Annotated in this window: 16 protein-coding genes and 1 riboswitch; of the genes, 8 read left to right on the plus strand and 8 right to left on the minus strand. The window is 37.8% G+C overall.

The window, feature by feature from the left end; all coding sequences use genetic code 11:
* Positions 1-228: 228 nt before the first annotated feature.
* Both KBP50_RS11585 and KBP50_RS11590 read right to left on the minus strand, forming a co-directional pair.
* Positions 229-795 (minus strand): NADPH-dependent FMN reductase, encoded by a 567-nt coding sequence (locus KBP50_RS11585; protein ID WP_050352411.1) that lies wholly within the window; start codon positions 793-795, stop codon positions 229-231.
* Positions 796-806: 11 nt separating this feature from the next.
* The gene (locus tag KBP50_RS11590; protein ID WP_050352410.1) at positions 807-1,865 is read right to left on the minus strand and encodes an LLM class flavin-dependent oxidoreductase; all 1,059 of its coding nucleotides are present in this window, start codon (positions 1,863-1,865) and stop codon (positions 807-809) included.
* A gap of 368 nt (positions 1,866-2,233) precedes the next feature.
* Here KBP50_RS11590 and KBP50_RS11595 point away from each other — a divergent pair, with 368 nt between their 5' ends.
* From KBP50_RS11595 to crcB (KBP50_RS11620), 6 genes are all read left to right on the plus strand, one after another.
* Positions 2,234-3,373, plus strand: a complete 1,140-nt coding sequence (locus KBP50_RS11595; RefSeq protein ID WP_050352409.1) for a metal ABC transporter solute-binding protein, Zn/Mn family — start codon at positions 2,234-2,236, stop codon at positions 3,371-3,373.
* A 38-nt stretch (positions 3,374-3,411) separates the two neighbouring features.
* Positions 3,412-4,167 carry a metal ABC transporter ATP-binding protein gene (locus KBP50_RS11600; RefSeq protein ID WP_050352408.1) on the plus strand — a complete coding sequence of 252 codons (756 nt, stop codon included), beginning with the start codon at positions 3,412-3,414 and terminating at the stop codon, positions 4,165-4,167.
* A 15-nt stretch (positions 4,168-4,182) separates the two neighbouring features.
* A complete protein-coding gene (locus KBP50_RS11605; RefSeq protein ID WP_050352407.1) occupies positions 4,183-5,016 on the plus strand; it encodes a metal ABC transporter permease in 834 nt (277 codons plus the stop codon).
* A gap of 113 nt (positions 5,017-5,129) precedes the next feature.
* Positions 5,130-5,549, plus strand: coding sequence for a Fur family transcriptional regulator (locus KBP50_RS11610; protein WP_050352406.1), 420 nt, complete (start codon positions 5,130-5,132; stop codon positions 5,547-5,549).
* Positions 5,528-5,926, plus strand: a complete 399-nt coding sequence (gene crcB / locus KBP50_RS11615) for a fluoride efflux transporter CrcB (protein ID WP_076361904.1) — start codon at positions 5,528-5,530, stop codon at positions 5,924-5,926. Before KBP50_RS11610 ends, crcB (KBP50_RS11615) begins: the two co-directional genes overlap by 22 nt.
* Positions 5,923-6,264: a fluoride efflux transporter CrcB gene (gene crcB, locus KBP50_RS11620; RefSeq protein WP_050352405.1), complete on the plus strand. Its 342-nt coding sequence runs from the start codon at positions 5,923-5,925 to the stop codon at positions 6,262-6,264. The genes crcB (KBP50_RS11615) and crcB (KBP50_RS11620) overlap by 4 nt, the downstream gene beginning before the upstream one ends.
* 65 nt (positions 6,265-6,329) lie before the next feature.
* Here crcB (KBP50_RS11620) and KBP50_RS11625 read toward each other — a convergent pair whose 3' ends face one another.
* The 4 genes from KBP50_RS11625 to KBP50_RS11640 all read right to left on the minus strand — a co-directional run bounded on the left by KBP50_RS11625 (position 6,330) and on the right by KBP50_RS11640 (position 10,790).
* Entirely contained in the window at positions 6,330-7,112 is a 783-nt protein-coding gene (locus KBP50_RS11625; protein WP_050352404.1) for a VLRF1 family aeRF1-type release factor, read from the minus strand.
* 104 nt (positions 7,113-7,216) lie between these two features.
* Complete coding sequence (locus KBP50_RS11630; protein ID WP_050352403.1) at positions 7,217-7,531, minus strand: DMT family transporter; 315 nt, start codon at positions 7,529-7,531, stop codon at positions 7,217-7,219.
* The gene (locus tag KBP50_RS11635) at positions 7,531-7,869 is read right to left on the minus strand and encodes a DMT family transporter (protein WP_050352402.1); all 339 of its coding nucleotides are present in this window, start codon (positions 7,867-7,869) and stop codon (positions 7,531-7,533) included. Before KBP50_RS11635 ends, KBP50_RS11630 begins: the two co-directional genes overlap by 1 nt.
* A 497-nt stretch (positions 7,870-8,366) precedes the next feature.
* Positions 8,367-8,476: riboswitch (guanidine-I (ykkC/yxkD leader) on the minus strand.
* 808 nt (positions 8,477-9,284) lie between these two features.
* The gene (locus KBP50_RS11640) at positions 9,285-10,790 is read right to left on the minus strand and encodes a BCCT family transporter (protein ID WP_050352401.1); all 1,506 of its coding nucleotides are present in this window, start codon (positions 10,788-10,790) and stop codon (positions 9,285-9,287) included.
* A 499-nt stretch (positions 10,791-11,289) separates the two neighbouring features.
* On the opposite strand from KBP50_RS11640, the gene KBP50_RS22495 reads away from it, so the two are divergent.
* Positions 11,290-11,418 carry a hypothetical protein gene (locus KBP50_RS22495; RefSeq protein WP_257786691.1) on the plus strand — a complete coding sequence of 43 codons (129 nt, stop codon included), beginning with the start codon at positions 11,290-11,292 and terminating at the stop codon, positions 11,416-11,418.
* A gap of 445 nt (positions 11,419-11,863) precedes the next feature.
* Here KBP50_RS22495 and KBP50_RS11645 read toward each other — a convergent pair whose 3' ends face one another.
* Together KBP50_RS11645 and aceA are read right to left on the minus strand one after the other, a co-directional pair.
* Positions 11,864-13,171 (minus strand): C40 family peptidase, encoded by a 1,308-nt coding sequence (locus KBP50_RS11645; RefSeq protein WP_050352400.1) that lies wholly within the window; start codon positions 13,169-13,171, stop codon positions 11,864-11,866.
* A gap of 325 nt (positions 13,172-13,496) precedes the next feature.
* Positions 13,497-14,774, minus strand: a complete 1,278-nt coding sequence (gene aceA / locus KBP50_RS11650) for an isocitrate lyase (RefSeq protein ID WP_050352399.1) — start codon at positions 14,772-14,774, stop codon at positions 13,497-13,499.
* 387 nt (positions 14,775-15,161) lie between these two features.
* Here aceA and KBP50_RS11655 point away from each other — a divergent pair, with 387 nt between their 5' ends.
* Entirely contained in the window at positions 15,162-16,208 is a 1,047-nt protein-coding gene (locus KBP50_RS11655) for an aromatic acid exporter family protein (protein WP_050352398.1), read from the plus strand.
* The last annotated feature ends 76 nt before the right edge of the window (positions 16,209-16,284 follow it).

Here is a 16,284-nt window from a genome sequence, read left to right on the forward strand (position 1 = left end):
TTCATCCCCTGCTGGTTGTTAGTACCGTAATGGTATGACCTCAAGGCCGCTTACGAAATAGGGCATTTAGGTAGTGGTGTTATCTCTCACTTAGACTGTTGCAATGCAGATTATCCAACTACAAAAGTGGGATACTTACAGCACCCTATATACGGGATATTTTTCTGTCTAGCGTTGAGCATTACTAAAAGCTTAGCATAACTCGCACCATCCATGTTAAAACACTTGCTAAAATCCATACTTTGCTTCTTTAGTTTGGCGGATGTTGGCATACGTCTCGGTGAGGGTAACAGTATCTTCCACTAAACGTTCAATACGGAAAACTACATCATCGTTAATAATTTGTTGGTTGTAGAAATCCTTTTCTTCCATAAAAACATAGGTTTGGACTATTTGTGCTTTCATATAGCCTAAGATCGGTTTTAATTGCTGTTCCGCTATTAAATAATGCTTGGCAGAACCTGCTGTTATAACCATGCTTACAACTTTATCTTGGAGAGCATTGACAGGGAGATGGTCAAATATGTTTTTTAATGAAGCTGGGATAGATGCTTGGAAAATTGGCGTACCAATAATCAGTGCGTCTGCTTCCATAATGACCTGCAATATTTCACCTGTATCCCCTTCGTATTCCAGATAATGCCTCCCGTCACTAAACGGTATCTCATAGTCGGCTAAGTCGATTAATTTGGTCTCTACCTCTGAGTAGTTTTCCTTCAATACGTGGAGTGTATAACCCATAGCTGTTTTTGTCTTCGTTCCAATACGTGATCCAGATATTCCGACAATCTTCATCGTATTCCTCCTTATTTTCGTGCGGTATGCTTCTTAATAGCAGGTAAAATTTCTGTACCGATGATTTCAATATTTTTCTTCAATTTATCAAATGGCATCCCACCAAAATCCATTTGTCCAATATAACGCTGGTGCCCAAACAATTCATGCTGATAAAGTATTTTCTCAATGATTTGTTGGGGACTTCCGATATTCATTACATTATGCTCATGTGCACCTTGGGCAAAATGCTGCTTTGGAAATCCTTGCCCATTCGTTAATTTCATTCCTTCGTTAATATGCGGATACATGTCTCTTAGCGCTTGCTGTGTTGTTTCCGCTGCATAGAAAAAGCCAGCAGTTGCAACAGGAAAATCCGTTGGGTTATACCCGCTCTGTTTTAAGGCACCCCTATAAGCATCAATGGATTGTTTAAAGCTGGTTGCTGGCCCTCCTAGATGAGCAAGATATATTGGAACTCCTGCATATCCTGCCTTTATGGCACTGGCAGGTGACCCACCAACCGCTCGCCAAATGGGCATGGACCCATTTAATGGTCGTGGAAGCACGCTAGCATTTTTTAAAGGTGCACGAAATTCCCCTTCCCAATTTACTTGCTCTGAATCATTGATTTGTAGTAATAAATCAAATTTTTCCTCAAATAACGCTTCGTAATCACGTATATCATAACCCAATAAATCAAATAGTCCAATTCGTGAAGCTCTTCCAGCGACAATTTCCACTCTTCCTTTCGAGATTAGATCAATCGTTGCAAAATTCTCATATACACGAACCGGATCAGACGTACTTATAATGGTCGAAGAACTGGAAAGTTTAATTTTTTTCGTTGCCTGGGCAATTGCCGATAACACAACAGCGTGTGCTTGCGTAACAAAATAATCCTGATGGCTTTCTCCCACACTAAAAAAGTCAATACCCGCCTGTTCTGCTAATTGAGCTAACTTTATAATTTCATGAATACGTTGTTCAGCAGATATTTTCTTCCCCGTGTGAGGGTCCGGTAAATGGTCTCCAAGGGTATAGAGGCCAAATTCCAGTCCTTTCGTCGGGTCCAATCGATATTTTTCCATTATATTCACTCCTCGAATTAGAAAAAATCCTTTTTCCTTTCCTTCTTTTTTATCAGTTTTTTTATTTAAACGCTATTTGTCTGCTTAGATAATAAAAAACAACCGTAAGATTGCGTTCATACAATTTGCTGTTTCGTAAATTGCTTCACTTCTTTCCGTTGATAAAGCAAACTTTATTACGAACTAACTTGTTTTATATAGTACATATAGTTTTGATTAGTATTGTACTTTACAGATTTTATGTGTGATCGCCATATTTTCTAAGGCATATTTATTTTCCGAAAAATAATCGTAATCATTCCTATTTACATTTCGGAATGATTACGATATTATATTACAGAAGATATTTTAAAGAGGAGGAACAACTATTGAAAAGAACATCCATTGCCATACTTATCCTTGGTTTGATTACTTTATTCGTTGCCGGTTGTACTAAATCAGATGGTTCCACTGAAAACAACACGGATTTAAACATATACACGTCGATTTATCCGATTCAATTTGCTGTAGAGCAAATTGCTGGGGAAACCGCTGATGTTCACTCCGTTTATCCACCAGGAGTCGATGCCCATTCGTATGAACCAACTTCAAAAGATATGACAAATATAGCTAGAAGTGATGCATTTATTTACTTGGGTGCAGGGATGGAAGGGTTTGCTGAAAGTGCAGCAGACGCATTGGACTCAGAGGACGTCAAGCTTATCGAGCTAGGAAAAAACGAGCATCTTTTTGACAAAGGAACCAAGAATGATGCGAGTGGTCATTCACATGAAGAAGAAGCGCATTCTGATAAAGAAAAACCCCATGATGGCGAAGCCGAAACTCATAACGACGGTCATTCTGATAAAGAAAAATCCCATGATGACGAAGCCGAAGCTCATAACGACGGTCACTCTGATGAAGAAAAATCCCATGATGACGAAGCCGAAGCTCATAACGACGGTTATTCTTATGAAGAGGGAGCCCATGACGGTCATTCTCATGGAGACCATGACCCACATATTTGGCTTGACCCTATGCGAATGATCGAATTATCTGAAATCGTTAAGGATCAATTAATCGAGCTCAATCCTGACGAAAAGGATCTATATCAAGCTAATTTTAATAAATTAAAAGAACAATTACAGTCACTGGATCATGATTTTCAAACTGTCTTAGAAGCAAAAACAAACAAGCATATTCTCGTATCCCATGCGGCTTACGGATATTGGGAGGAACGATATGGTCTAGAACAAATTGCCATCAACGGGTTGTCTACTAATAATGAACCATCACAGAAAGAATTAACGGAAATCATTGACCAAGCCGAAAAATATAACCTTAATTATATTATTTTCGAGCAAAATACGTCCAATCGTGTCTCGAAGGTTATTCAAGAACACATTCAAGCAAAAACTGCTACCATTCATAATCTGTCTGTCTTAACAGAAAAAGATCTCGAAAATAATGAAGATTACCTTTCGATTATGAAAAAAAACCTAGAAACACTCGATCAAGTAACATCTTAATACTTGATTGAGCAATTTACTTGTAAGGGGGTTAAATGATGAGTGAAGCCGTTATTTCTATGGAGAATGTTAGTTTTTCCTATGAAAATAAGAAAGTGTTAGATCATATCCATTTTTCTGTACCTCAAGGTTCCTTTATGGGGTTAGTTGGACCAAATGGGGGTGGTAAAACCACGCTTATTAAATTAATTCTCGGGTTGCAAAAGGCTGATAGCGGGAACATCCGTCTATTCAGCCAACCGATTGAAAGGTTTAACGACTGGAATAAGCTTGGCTATGTTTCACAAAAAGCAAACGCATTTAATAAAGGGTTTCCGGCAACCGTTTATGAAGTAGTATCCATGGGATTAACAGCTAAAATTGGCTATTTAAGGTTTTTCCAAAAGAAACATAAAGAAAAAATCCTGGAAGCAATCGCCCAAGTTGGAATGGAAGCATATACGCACGAAAATATCGGTAATTTATCGGGCGGGCAGCAACAGCGAATTTTTATTGCCAGGTCTTTAGTCAGTGATCCCGAGCTACTCATTTTAGATGAACCGACGGTAGGTGTAGATAATGAAAATGTGCAACGTTTTTATGAGTTGCTTGACCATTTAAACCGCAATAGAGGAATTACAATGCTTATGGTAACACATGACACTGGAACAATAGCAGAACAAGCTACAGAAATTGCTTGTTTAAATAAAACCTTGCATTTCCATGGTAAGCCAGAGGCATATAAATCATTAACGAACGAAGAATGGTCGCATATTTACGGTCACAACATCCATTTAGTAACACATGACCATTGATTTGGAGGAAGTCATATGCTAGTAGATTTTATGGAATACGATTTTTTAAGAAACACACTGTTTACCGGAATAATAATTGGCTTAATTGCCCCTTTATTAGGGTCATTTATTGTGGTCAGGAGATTGTCACTGCTCGCAGATGCACTGTCACACGTCACATTAGCTGGAATTGCATTTGGTTTATTACTAGAGAAAAAATTTGCGCTTATGATCAGTCCATTATATAGCGGAATGGTCTTTTCCGTTGTTGGTTCCATATTGATCGAAAAGCTGCGTGGCGTTTATAAAGCATACCAAGAGCTAGCTATACCGATTATTCTATCGGGTGGAGTTGGACTTAGTGTCATTTTTATTTCTGTAGCAGATGGATTTAATACCGATTTATTTAATTATTTATTTGGTTCTGTCTCTGCAGTGAGTAAAAGCGACTTTTACGCTATTGCGGGGATCGCAATTTTCATTATCATTATGATCGTATTATTTTTCAAGGAATTATTCAACTTATCTTTCGATGAAGAACATGCAACTATTTCAGGACTACATGCAAAAGCGATTCATCTGCTATTTATTGTTTTAACTGCTTTAGTAATTGCTGTTTCTATGAGAATTGTTGGTGTTTTGCTCGTTTCTGCTCTAATGACACTACCAGTTGCAGCAAGTATGCGATTTGCGAAGGGATTTAAGCAAATGGTGTTTTTATCTGTTGTATTTGGTGAAATAGCTGTTATGATAGGATTGATAACTGGGTATTATTTAAGTATACCACCTGGAGGAACGATTGTGATGGTAGCTATTGCACTGTTATTAATCTCCATTGTTGCGAAACGGTACCGATCGAAAGCTGTATAGCTAGCAAGCCCTAGTTCAAATTTTCAATGTAATGTAGGGAAAGCAACACACATTTTCCTTCTTGCTGACCAATAATAAGTTACTAGAGTAAAAAACAAAGTGAGGGAAGCTATATGAATAGAAATGAAGCTGTCACACTTTTACGTAAAAAAGGCTATAAAATGACGGGAAAACGTAAAGATATCCTATCTTTTTTTGAAAAAGCAGATGGTTATCGCACTGCTAAAGATTTGATCACGCATTTAGAGGAAAGCTATCCTGGTATTAGCTTTGATACCATCTATCGAAATCTTCATCTCTATCATGACCTTGGTATTTTGGAAACTACAGAATTAGATGGAGAAAAACATTTCCGAATGAATTGTGTACACCATCATCACCACCACTTTATTTGTAAAGATTGTGGTAAAACGAAAGAAATTGATATTTGTCCAATGGAAGAAGTGGAGCAACTATTAACAGACTATTCGATTGAAGGACATAAATTTGAAATTTACGGAAGGTGTCCCGGATGCAAATTAGCACTCGCATAAAAACAATGACAGCAATTGGAATTGGCGGAGCGATTGGTGCAATGGGGAGATATGGTATATCTTTTATATTTACAGCAAAGGGCTTCCCCTTTGCTACTTTATGCGCCAATTTGCTCGGTTGTTTTTTGTTAAGTTTGCTATTAAATCATAAGCAAATAAAAGAGCGACTATCTCCTGCATTGTTCACAGCCTTAACTACTGGATTAATTGGCTCGTTTACCACTTTCTCCACGTTTGCAGTTGAAACAATCGAGCTTTGGAGTAACAACGTATTATTAGCCATTATGTATGTTTTACTTAGTATTATTGGAGGTCTATTATTTTGTTATATGGGCTATCAGTTTTCCATACATACTAGAAAGAAGGCAGAAGTATGAGTTTTTTGTTCGTTGCTTTAGGAGGTTTTTTTGGAAGCATTACTCGTTACCAGCTATCTATTACAACTCACAAACGATTGATTGGGACATGGCTGGCGAACATTACTGGGTCCTTACTCTTAGCTTTTTTTGTGCATCTTTACACAAGGGGAATTCTTCCACATACATGGTGGCTGGTATTAGGAGTAGGGTTTTGCGGAGCGTATACAACTTTTTCGACATTTGGAAATGAAACATTACAATTAATTTTCCAACACCAATTCAACAAAGCAATTGGATATATTAGCTTGTCGTTAATCGTTTCGCTTTTGCCAGTAGCACTGGTGTTATCGGTCTAATCATGCTATTCAGTTTAAAACCACTCAGGAAACGAGAGTCTGGTAAGCACCAAACTCTCGTTTCCTTACCCAAATATTTCTCCCAATATTTTTGACGCCTCATGATCCAACATATTTTTATTGATTACTTCATCCACTTGCTTTGTCATTTGGTTTTGGAATGCCTGAGCCTGGCCTGGTTCACCTATGATAATTATATTTTCCCAAGCTCTATCTTTCGCCTGTTTATCTATTTTAGGAGCCAATGATTTATACCAACGGTGCTTATTAGCTTCAAAGCGGGCATTCAAGTCATCCTTTTGGATGGTTGGATTACCAGGCCCCATCGCAGTTTTCTCACGCCAGTCATCTACTTCAATATCTAATTCGTAATTCTTCTCCATTTCCAGTTCATTTAAATAGGATTCGATGACTCTTACTTGGTTTTGTTGAACTAATATAATTCCTGTTTTTGGATACTGCTCTTTTAGTTTCTTTAATTGCTCCACTAAAGGGGTTTCCTGCCAATAAAATTCCGTTTGCAAACGCATTTGCACCCTTGTTGCAAACCACACTTCTTCATCTGCAGTTGCAAATACAATAACGCCTCTACGAAATTGCTGTTCATTACCTCGGATAAACTTTTCTACTTTTTGTTTCACTTGCTGAAAACTTTTAAGCTCTTCTTTGTCATCTGCTTCTTCTAAATACTTTTCAAAATTACGGATCCCATTTTTAAATTGGATTTTCCATTCTCTGCCCTGCTGTTCAGGGTCGGAAGGGTCTGTATTTAAGTACATTGTAAATACTTTATCTGGCCCTTCCCTTTCCACTGATTCTAAATATTCTAGTTCTTTGTTTATATCCATTCCAGACTCCACTCCTTCAATACTATCTACTTCTTAGTAATGTATAACCGCTAGGAATGTATCATAAACATAAGAATTGTTCCCTTTTCATTCTAGCTGATTGACTATGAAATAAGCTTTAAACCAACTGCAGCACTTAAAATCATACCGATGAAAAGCAATCTCCTCCAATCCTTCGACTCATGAAAGAACAACATACCAGCGAGCGCACTTCCCACCGTTCCCATCCCTGTCCAAACAGCATAAGCAGTACTCATTGCAATTGTTTCCATCGCAATGCCTAATAAAATATAACTTAGTCCAAATCCGCCTAGAAACCATATTAATGATATTGCATTCACTCGTTGATTCACTTTATTAATACCTGTTACGCCAATTATTTCCGTAAACCCTGCTACAAAAAGAATAATCCAATCCATTACGACACCTCTTCCTTTTCTTTTTGCGGCGTTACCAACTTCAAACCAATAACTCCCGTTACTAATAGTAGAATTAGCACTATTTTTAACGGTTGTACCAGCTCTCCAAAAAGCACTATTTCTGCTATAACTGTTCCTGCACTTCCTATACCTGCAAATACTGCATAGCTTGAACCTACTGGTAATCGGCGTGAGGCGATAACAAGTAAATGCATGCTTACATAAATCGCGATCAGCGTCAGAATCCAATCCATCCAACTGTTTGCATGTTTTAAACCAATTACCCAGCCAATTTCAAACAATCCAGCAAGAAATACAGTATTCCAGTCTTTATTCATCAACATCACCTTTTTTAATCATTAGTTTTTTTTAGCTAGCTAAGGAATCCTCTACTGCCTGAAGGTTCACTTTATATACTCTAAACTATCTAATCCACTCCTTCATTACCTTTCATGTGAACAAAGGCGCAAGGCGATCGTTTAGCAACGTAGCAACTGGAACGAATCAACTAAAGATTTAGGAACCATGCCCCTGCAACCAGGGCTATGTCGACGCCTGAGCGGCAAGCCCGTATTTAGTCGGCCTTCCTCTTAGCTACAACAGATGGTGACTTGTCGTAGGGCGATTCGTGAAGTTGCCTAGTTGCTGGGTGCTTGCGCCGGACGTGGCTATTCTCTTATCCCAAGCAACAAATTTTATACTTTTGTATGAAAAAACCGTCTTTAAGTGTTTTTCATCATAGATGGTGGCTTGCGCTCTTGGCGAGCCATAGTGATTTCTTATCTCTTAAAAAAAGCAAACAAAAAACCCAGAAAGATATCATATTTGCTAGATATCCTCCCGGGCTTTTATCCCTCCGTGTACACGTAATGAACCGTGCATTTTCTCTTGGTCCAGTCCAGATAGCTACTTACTTGTATCTGCGGAACCCTAGAAAATGATTATTTTAAATACTTAGCTAACCACAGTATACTTACGTTTATATGGACTGTCAAATCATCATTTATTTCGAAGCTGTCAAGGATGTACAGGAGTTCCTTCCGCGGTGAATGTAGTTAAGCTTGCAATTATTAAGGAAAGGTTTATAATAATCGCTTGTGAGCCCGCAGTGGAGGTACACTTTTACGCGGAGGGGCCTTAACTTCTGCGGAAGCAAAAAACAGCTTCCTGTAGGATGCTCGGTTGCCGGCTTCCCCGCAGAACAAGGAAGGCTTTGGCAACAAAACATCCACTTTTTGTTTCAATAGTTCTTATGTATATCCGCTACTTTTTGGTGATTCTAACCCTTATTTACAACCCGTTATTGGATTTTACGAAGCAACGCTAGTAAAATGCTTCAACAATCGTAGTTTCCTTTACCTATGCTTTTGATATCGCTTTTCATTGTCTGAAGCAATCGTTTCCCTTATACCGAACGAATTCATCTTTCATATCATCGACATCCTAATAAAATTATCCTATAACGGTAACTAAGCCTGCTATACTTCCATATCATCATTTACAATAGCACCGAGTTCGGGTCAGCTATAAAAAGTGAAAATCAGCGTGGATTTTCACTCATCCCCACTGAGTGTTAAAATGGATGACCTAAAGGGTCTCTTACAAAATAGAGCATTTAGGTGCTGTATCTCCCACGTAGACTTGTTGCAGAACAGATGAGCCAACTGCTGAAACGGGAGTCTAGTAGCATATTATATGCGAGATAAATAAGAAAGAAAAGCAGTAAAGTGTGATCTCACCTTACTGCTTCCTGCTATTCTTTATCCTGTTCCGCTTTTTTTTCACCTTTTGATAACATTCTTGTAAACGAAGCCATCATCAGCAATAGTATTACTGTAAATGGGAGCGCAGAAATTAATGAAGCAGTTTGTAATGCTTCTAAACCACCAGCTAACAGCAATACCACTGCTATAGCTGTAATTAAAAGTCCCCAGACAATTTTGGTAACTAATGTAGGGTTTAAACTTCCTCTTGAGGTCATTACACCAAGAATATAAGTTGCAGAGTCTGCAGAAGTAACTAGAAATGTAAAGATTAAAAAGATAGAAAGTATGGAAAGGATTGTTGTCATAGGTAAATGCTGATATGTTTCAAAAAGAGCAACTGCTATATCTGCATTCACAGCTTCTGCTATAGAAGTTCCATTCATTAAATCATTGTATACAGCTGTACCACCAAAAGCTGCAATCCAAATACAAGCGATAGCCGGAGAAACAACTAGTACTCCTAATACATATTGACGAATACTTCTTCCTCTGGACACACGTGCTATAAACGCACCAACAAAAGGAGACCAGGCTGTAGACCATGCCCAATAGAAAATCGTCCATTCTCTTACCCACGTATCTCCTGTGTATGGGGTTAAACGAAGACTATATCCAATAAAATTAGAAAAATAATCACCTAGACCTAAAACAAATGTATTTAATATAAAAACAGTCGGACCAGCCATAAAGACGAACACTAATAATAATAAACAAAGACCCAGATTAATATTGCTTAACCATTTAATTCCTCGATCTAATCCCGTGCTTGATGAAATTAAATATGTAATGAGCATGACTCCCGCAATCGCCATTTGTACCCAAATCGAAGTCGGAACATCAAAAACAGATTTTAATCCTCCGTTCATCTGTAGGATTCCCAACCCTAAAGACGTTGCCACTCCCATCACAGTTGCTATAACCGCTAAAGAATCGACCGTATCAGCAATAAATTTATTTTTTCCGATAATTGGTTGAATGGAGGTAGATATTAATCCTCGTCGTTTTTTCCTAAACTGCAAGTAGGCAATAACTAAGCCAACAATAGCAAATACAGACCACTGACTAACTCCCCAATGAAAAAACGCATATCCCATTGCAACTCTTGCTGCTTCTTCACTCATGGCTTCCACTGCAGGAAACGGTGTTTTAAAAAAATGACTCATAGGTTCAGCTACTCCCCAAAAAACAAGACCTGCACCAAAACCAGCAGAAAAAAGCATACCAATCCAAGTAAAAAATGAATATTCGGGTTTAGTTAGTGTTGCTCCTAGCTTTATTTTACCAAACTTACTTAAAGATAGCGTGATGAGGAAAACAACGAAAACAAACACAGCTAATAAATAAAACCAGCCAAAATGAATCGTTGTAAAATGAAACAATTTTTCTGCTACTGCTCCAAAACGATTTGGCAGAGTAGCTCCGATAATGACTAGTAAAAATACAACAAATGCAGAAACGTAAAACACAGGGTTATTCAATGTACTTTTGTTCATAACAATTCCTTTCTGTTCTAGTTTACAAGCTGATTTCAAAATGAAAAGTGAGTAAGGGGAAATCGACTAGCTATGGTTATCAAGTATGAAAACAAGATGGCAGCAATTTCCTATTATCTTGGGGGTTATTTATGTATACCCACATCAGAGAATATTAAACGCAATATTCCCACTATGAGAACAAACGGAATTTCTATATTGTTGCAGCTAATAATCTGTAAATTACAAGTAAATGAATCCAAAACCACACACTATACAATTTTCAATTAGATTGGGCATCTGTGGTTATGATTTCTAAACAAAAAAAGCGCCCCAAATATTGGAGACGTACTGCTAATTTCATTCTATTGTTTAGAAAAATGTCCATAAAATAAAAATTATTCTATATTTTTTGGGATGATAGAAGTTGGTTCTCACCCAAAAGGTCAAAAAAGCGCCCAACTAAATGAAAAAATTCGTTATAATTGTAATAGCACTTTTACGTTGGAGGTTTTGGATAATGTTTAAACACGTAAAGAAAAACGTACAAAAAACACTATTTGATCAGGACCAATCCTTTCCTGGCTATGTGATGGACATGTTGAAGAAAAGCATGGTGGTTCTATCGTCAAAACTGTCCACTATTTGAACGATACTAAGTGAAAGAGCAAAAACGTGCGTATCATATTTCGTTTAGTGAAAACAAAATCCGCACTGATCAGACGAGTTCTAAAATCGGGACAGATCGCCACCGAGAACTATCTAATTATCGCTCAGGTGTGGGAGGTGTACCATCCGTCTTAAAACGGGCATATCGATTAGAGCGTTTGCCTGTCAGGGGACAAGTGCGCCCAAAAATCTGGATTTTCGCCTCCATCATCGCCTAAAACTTCAAAAGATGCAGGAACACTTTTATGCTCCCTATATTTCGAAAAAAATTTGCTAAAGAGAATTTTGATCAAAAAGATGGCTGTCTAACTCTCTTCAGCAACGGAAATTCCCGTTTTTGGGGTCTAGCCTATTAAATGCTTTAGTACTAATGGTAGAATAGTCAAAAAAGCCGTTCTCATAATGAGAACGGCTTTTTTATGTGATTATAGCACACGACGTACGTGACCTTTGAATGCATTGCTCCAATAACTATTAGACATGCTTTCTACTGAAACTCCCGGTGTGCTTTGTGCACCGATGAATTGTCCGCCACCGATATAGATAGCGACATGTCCATTTTTCTTATACGTATCAAAGAAAACAAGATCCCCAGGTTGAATTTCACTGTATGAAATCTTTTGACCTACACCAACCAAAGCACTTGTACTTGATGGGATAGAATATCCTCCTTGAGAAAATGCCCAAGATACAAATCCAGAACAGTCAAATCCGCCCGGACCTTTACCACCCCAAACATAAGGTGTACCTAAATGCTGATAACCTGAGTTGATAATAGTACTTACTCCACCACTTCCTGCTGAAGGTTTTGCTTTTGCTTTTGCTTTTGCTTTAGGAGAAGAACTCTTGCTGCCTAATGTTTGCAAGTCTCCGTCCTTTGAATCGTTATTTACAGAAGCAGAAGGTGAAGATGAAGTTGAAGTTGAAGCAGAAGGAGTATTATTAGCCGATGCTGCTGGTTGACGTTCAGAAGCAACGCTTTGTCTTACTTCTGCTTCAAGATCAGCCAAGTTGCTATCTTCTCCTTTTAAATCTTCTTTTAAAGTCTCCAGATCAGCTTTTTTATCTTTTAACTTTGCTTCTTTTTTCTCATTTTCTTGCTTCTGTTCTTTAATGGTTTCCTGCATGCCTTCTAATTCTACTTGCAGATCTTCCATTTCTTCTAAACTCTTAAGCACTTTATCTTGTTTTTTGGTTACTTCTTGCTTATCATTTTCTTGTTCTTCTAAAAGTTTAGCGTCTGAATTCGTAATTTTATTCACTGCTGATACACGGTTAATGAATTCTCCAAAGTCTTTAGAACCTAAAACAACTTCTAAATAGCTAACGTCACCACCGCTTTTTTGGTAAGAAACTGCACGTTCTTTTAGTTTCTTATAACGTTTCTCAATCGCATCTTCTAGTGCAGCAATTTCTTTTTCCAGCTTGTCCACTTCTTGTTCTTTTTTAGCAATATCCGCTTTGACTTTTTCGATTTGTGCGTTGTTTTCTTTCATCGCATCATTAAACTGTGTTATTTGTTTATTTAATTCCTCTAACTCAATTAACACATCCGCAATTTTAGCTTCTGCCTTTGATAAATCTGCTTTGATTGCTTCACGTTCATTTTGAATCTCCGTTTGCTTATCCTTCAAACTTCCTAGCGTTTCCGCCTGCACCTGCGTGTGAAAAAATGCGCTACTAAAACCAACGACTGTCACAGTCGCAACTGTTACAATTGACTTTTTCAACATACTCCCCCGCTTTTTACATAGAATTCAGCCCTGTTTTATATGTATCTATCTTTTTTGTTTGGCTGTATGAATAAACTATTATTTTATGTATAACTATTTTCTTAGGCACTTCGTATTATAACAGCAAAAAATTGCAATCGTATTATAGTAATATTACAATTATATTTCAAATGCGACATAAAGTTTGATTGTTCATGAAAAGAAGCGTTGATTCGCTAACGAATAACGCTCCTTTTTTAATTCCAAAATAGAGACTAAAATATTTCTTTTTTCCTGTATGAATGAAAGATTTCATTGTTAATCATTAGAGGATTCTGTAACTTTCTTAAGAAGTAAATTGTTCTTCTTCTGTCGAACCTTTTAATGCTGCAGTTGAAAAGGCACCTCCAGAAATAACTTGTGCCACTTCATCAAAGTACCCAGTTCCAACTTCACGTTGATGTCTCGTAGCACTATAGCCGTATTGTTCACTATGAAATTCGTTTTGCTGTAGTTCCGAGTATGCTTTCATACCTTCAACCTTATATTTCCTAGCTAGTTCAAACATACTGTAATTTAAAGCATGAAAACCTGCCAAAGTAACAAATTGGAATTTATATCCTAGAGCTGCCAGTTGCTCTTGGAAACTGGCAATTTCATCGTCATTGAGCTTTTTCTTCCAATTAAACGATGGAGAGCAATTATAAGCTAACATTTTATTCGGGTATTTTTCTCGGATAGCTTCTGCAAATTGCTTTGCTTCTTCGTAATTTGGTTCCGATGTTTCACACCAAATTAAGTCAGCGTAAGGAGCATAAGCAAGTCCCCTTGCAATCGCTTGATCAATCCCTGCCTTTGTTTTATAAAAACCTTCCGTTGTACGTTCTCCGGTAATAAATGCAGCATCATATGGATCTACATCACTCGTAATAAGATCTGCAGCGTTCGCATCGGTTCTAGCAATGATAACAGTAGGTGTTCCCATCACATCCGCAGCTAGGCGGGCAGCAATTAGATTACGCACGGCTGTCTGTGTCGGAAGCAATACTTTACCACCTAAGTGTCCACATTTTTTCTCTGATGATAATTGATCCTCAAAATGAACGCCTGATGCGCCTGCCTCAATCATTGACTTCATTAATTCAAAAACATTTAATTGCCCACCGAATCCAGCCTCTGCATCAGCAACTATCGGTGCAAACCAATCGATATCCTGTTTCCCTTCTGAATAGTGGATTTGGTCGGCTCGTTGCAAAGCCTGATTAATGCGCTTTACCACATTTGGCACACTATTTACAGGGTATAGACTTTGATCTGGATACATTTGCCCTGCTAGATTCGCATCCGCTGCCACTTGCCAACCGCTCAGATAAATCGCCTTTAACCCAGCTTTTACTTGCTGAACAGCTTGATTTCCTGTTAGAGCTCCAAGTGCATGAATATAATTTTCCGTTTGCAGCAACTCCCATAATTTTTCCGATCCTTTTTCAGCTAATGTATAGGTCATATCCATCGAACCTCTTAGACGAATGACGTCCTCTGCACTATAAGGTCTCTCTATCCCCATCCACCGTTCATCGTTTTCCCAAGCCTTTGTCAAATCATTTATCCGCTCATTTGTCATTGTAAAATTCCCCCTTTGTTATTGTAAAAAATCATTTTATTCCAACTCACTCTGTTATATTACATTTATATTTGTTATATAACAGAAAAACCAAAAAATTAGTCTTGCTTCTTCGAAAGGCAGTGATCACATTCTTGAATCATACTTATTCCCTCCATCTCCTTTCCACAATCTGGGCACATGACGATGTCTTTGCTTATTTTCACTTTTAAACCCCCCTTTTATATAACAGATTTAATAAAAATTTTATTGTTATAATACAGTTTATGAGATTTGTTTGAAAAATGCAACCCTTTTTTTTCATTCAGTTGAAATTTTTATTTACTTAGTAGAAAATAGATGAGGATATCGCATTTTGTAAGTATAACCTCTAGGAGATGAGCTTTTGTGAAACCTTCTCACTTTATTGGAAGCAGGGTCGTAAAAACTGGCGTTGCGGTTTTTCTAACTGCCTGGATTTGTGAGCTGTTCGACGCCCCGGCTGTATTTGCAGTTATAACTGCCATCGTAACCATAGAACCAACTGTTTCTGATTCTATTCGTAAAGGGTTTGTCCGTTTTCCCGCATCAGCAATCGGTGCTGCATACTCCGTATTCTTTATTTACCTGTTTGGAAATTCACCAATAACGTACGCACTTGCTGCCACATTGACGATTGTCACATGCTTTCGTTTAAAACTACATGCAGGATTATTAGTTGCCACACTCACAGCAGTAGCCATGGTGGAAGTAATTCATAGCAATTATTTTATTTCTTTTCTTATTCGCTTAGGAACAACCACGATCGGCTTAGTCGTCTCTACTGCTGTCAATATGTTTGTTTTACCACCTGATTATACGTCTCATATTACTGAAAACATGATGGCAATACGAAAACGTTTGGCAGCCAAGATCGAAAAAGTGTTTTATACAGTAACGGCTGAGCAACCAACAGCAGCTACCAATGCATTGAAATCGACAGATGTTGTCTATAAAAAAATTCGCCAAACAGAAACACTTATCCAGTTTCAAAAAGAAGAAGCGAAATACCACCCATTAACGAATAGTGAAAAAAGATTTTTTAAACAAGTTGAAAAACAGCTCACTTGCCTCAAACTGATTCACTATCATATTGACAATGTTGTCACCACAAGACTCCGGGATGACCTTTGGCATGATCATGAAAAAAAGATTATTCGTCAAGCTGCGGACGAACTTGTGGACACTTTTAATCGTAAAACAGCGTTAAATCAAACCCACATTCGTGAACTGAGGGAACTATACTGGAGAGAAAACGGAGTTGCCAGCCGAAAACCAGACGCTAGTGTAGCAAATTTCCCACCGGAGCTAATCATTACGTATGAATTACTTACCATTTGTCAATTAACAGAGCGATTTTTGGAGTACGGGAAAGATATAAAAAAACAAACGAAAATAATTGAGCAATCACGTTGAAAGGCACTATGTACGATAGTTTCCATATTTATTGCTACCGAACATGGTTAGCTGCTTCATTTGTTTGCATGCTCAA

The sequence above is a fragment of the Virgibacillus pantothenticus genome (assembly GCF_018075365.1).
Lineage (GTDB): Bacteria > Bacillota > Bacilli > Bacillales > Amphibacillaceae > Virgibacillus > Virgibacillus pantothenticus.